This is a genomic window from Streptomyces sp. T39 (assembly GCF_008042045.1).
Lineage (GTDB): Bacteria > Actinomycetota > Actinomycetes > Streptomycetales > Streptomycetaceae > Streptomyces.
In genome coordinates this window covers 2,833,992-2,836,078 of the sequence record NZ_RDBP01000012.1, presented here as the reverse complement: position 1 = coordinate 2,836,078, position 2,087 = coordinate 2,833,992, and the positions used below count along the sequence as shown (strand labels likewise).

Genomic DNA, 2,087 nt, shown 5'->3' with positions numbered 1-2,087 from the left:
TTGACCATGCGGGTGCGCATGGCCTCGGAGTCCTCGGCCTCGGCGATCTGGCGGCGGAAGATGACGTTCGCCGCGCCCTCGGCGCCCATGACCGCGATCTCGTTGGTCGGCCAGGCGTAGGTGAGGTCGGCGCCGATCGACTGGGAGTCCATGACGATGTAGGCGCCGCCGTAGGCCTTGCGCAGGATCAGGGAGATCCGCGGCACGGTGGCGTTGCAGTAGGCGTAGAGCAGCTTGGCGCCGTGGCGGATGATGCCGCCGTGCTCCTGGTCCACGCCCGGCAGGAAGCCCGGCACGTCGAGGAGGGTGACGATCGGGATGTTGAACGCGTCGCACATCTGCACGAAGCGGGCGGCCTTCTCGGACGCCTCGATGTCGAGGACGCCGGCCAGCGACTGCGGCTGGTTGGCGACGATGCCCACGACCTGGCCGTCGAGGCGGGCGAGCGCGCAGATGATGTTGCGGGCCCAGCGCTCGTGGATCTCCAGGTAGTCGCCGTCGTCGACGAGCTCCTCGATGACCTTGTGCATGTCGTACGGGCGGTTGCCGTCGGCGGGGACCAGGTCGAGGAGGACGTCCGAGCGCCGGTCGGCGGGGTCGTCGCCGGTGGTGGTCGGCGGGTTCTCCCGGTTGTTGGAGGGGAGCATGGACAGGAGGTAGCGGACCTCGGCGATGCAGGTCTCCTCGTCGTCGTACGCGAAGTGCGCGACGCCCGAGGTCTCGGCGTGCACGTCCGCGCCGCCGAGCCCGTTCTGCGTGATCTCCTCGCCCGTGACCGCCTTGACCACGTCCGGGCCCGTGATGAACATCTGCGACGTCTCGCGCACCATGAACACGAAGTCCGTCAGCGCCGGACTGTAGGCGGCACCGCCCGCGCACGGCCCCAGCATCACCGAGATCTGCGGGATCACCCCCGACGCCCATGGACTTCGGCCGCATCACCCTCGACCAGGACCTGATCCTCTACCTGTTCGGCACCCCCGGACAGGACCGCTTCTGGTTCATGTGGGACGACCTCGTACGCGGCGCCATCGGCGCCGTCGTCCTCGTCGACACCCGCCGCCTCGCCGACTGCTTCCCCGCCGTCGACTACTTCGAGAACTCCGGGCTCCCCTTCGTCATCGCCCTCAACGGCTTCGACGGACACCAGCCCTACAACCCCGAGGAAGTCCGCGAAGCACTCCAGATCGGACCCGACACCCCGATCATCACCACCGACGCCCGCCACCGCGCGGACGCCAAGAGCGCACTGATCACCCTGGTCGAGCACGCCCTCATGGCGCGCCTGCGGTAGCCCTCCGCGACGCCGCCGGGCGGGGTCCCTGCCCGCCCGGTGGCCAGTCCGTACGGCGACGGCCCCGCACCCCGCTCCTGCCCGGAGCGAGGGTGCGGGGCCGTCGCCGTGGCCCCGAAGGGCGCGCCCGCATGCCGGAGGCCCCGCACACGGTGTGTGCGGGGCCTCGGTGAGGTGCTGTCAGCCCTGCCAGCTGTGGGAGGGCTGGAAGCCGCGCTGGCGCTCCAGGCGCCGCCAGCCGGCCGTGGTGCGGCCGCGGTGCGGGACGGCGGCGAGGTCCTGGCGGGAGGCGGCACGGGCCATGAGGATCGCGGTGATGGCCGCGAGCTCCTCGGGCTCGGCGTGGCCCTTCTCCACCCGGAGGAGGGACGAGGGATCGGCGGGAGTGCTCATCGGTGGGCTCCAGTCCTTCGCAGGGTCACTGCGGGGGGTTGCCGTGCTTGCGGGACGGCAGGTCGGCGTGCTTGGTGCGGAGCATGGCGAGGGACCTGATCAGGACCTCGCGGGTCTCGGCCGGGTCGATGACGTCGTCGACGAGGCCGCGCTCCGCGGCGTAGTAGGGGTGCATCAGCTCGGCCTTGTACTCCTTGACCATGCGGGTGCGCATGGCCTCGGAGTCCTCGGCCTCGGCGATCTGGCGGCGGAAGATGACGTTCGCCGCGCCCTCGGCGCCCATGACCGCGATCTCGTTGGTCGGCCAGGCGTAGGTGAGGTCGGCGCCGATCGACTGGGAGTCCATGACGATGTAGGCGCCGCCGTAGGCCTTGCGCAGGATCAGGGAGATCCGCGGCAC

Annotated in this window: 2 protein-coding genes and 2 pseudogenes; 1 reads left to right on the top strand and 3 read right to left on the bottom strand. The window is 70.9% G+C overall.

Translation table 11 applies throughout. From position 1 onward, the window contains the following. Nucleotides 1–932: pseudogene (locus EAO77_RS13875) on the bottom strand (acyl-CoA carboxylase subunit beta); the annotation flags it as partial. Between EAO77_RS13875 and EAO77_RS13870 the strand changes: the two are divergent. After that, nucleotides 923–1,294 (top strand): annotated as a pseudogene (locus EAO77_RS13870) (GTP-binding protein); the annotation flags it as partial. The pseudogenes EAO77_RS13875 and EAO77_RS13870 overlap by 10 nt on opposite strands. A gap of 180 nt (nt 1,295–1,474) precedes the next feature. Here the strand turns inward: EAO77_RS13870 and EAO77_RS13865 are convergent. Further along, complete coding sequence (locus tag EAO77_RS13865; RefSeq protein ID WP_147988295.1) at nt 1,475–1,687, bottom strand: acyl-CoA carboxylase subunit epsilon; 213 nt, start codon at nt 1,685–1,687, stop codon at nt 1,475–1,477. A 25-nt stretch (nt 1,688–1,712) separates the two neighbouring features. Further along, nucleotides 1,713–2,087, bottom strand: a 375-nt coding sequence (locus EAO77_RS39990; protein ID WP_315986090.1) for a carboxyl transferase domain-containing protein, incomplete at its 5' end; no start/stop codon positions are given.

Excerpts from the sequence above, each read along its gene's own strand:
- EAO77_RS13865 (WP_147988295.1), bottom strand. The coding sequence starts at position 1,687 with ATGAGCACTCCCGCCGATCCCTCGTCCCTCCTCCGGGTGGAGAAGGGC.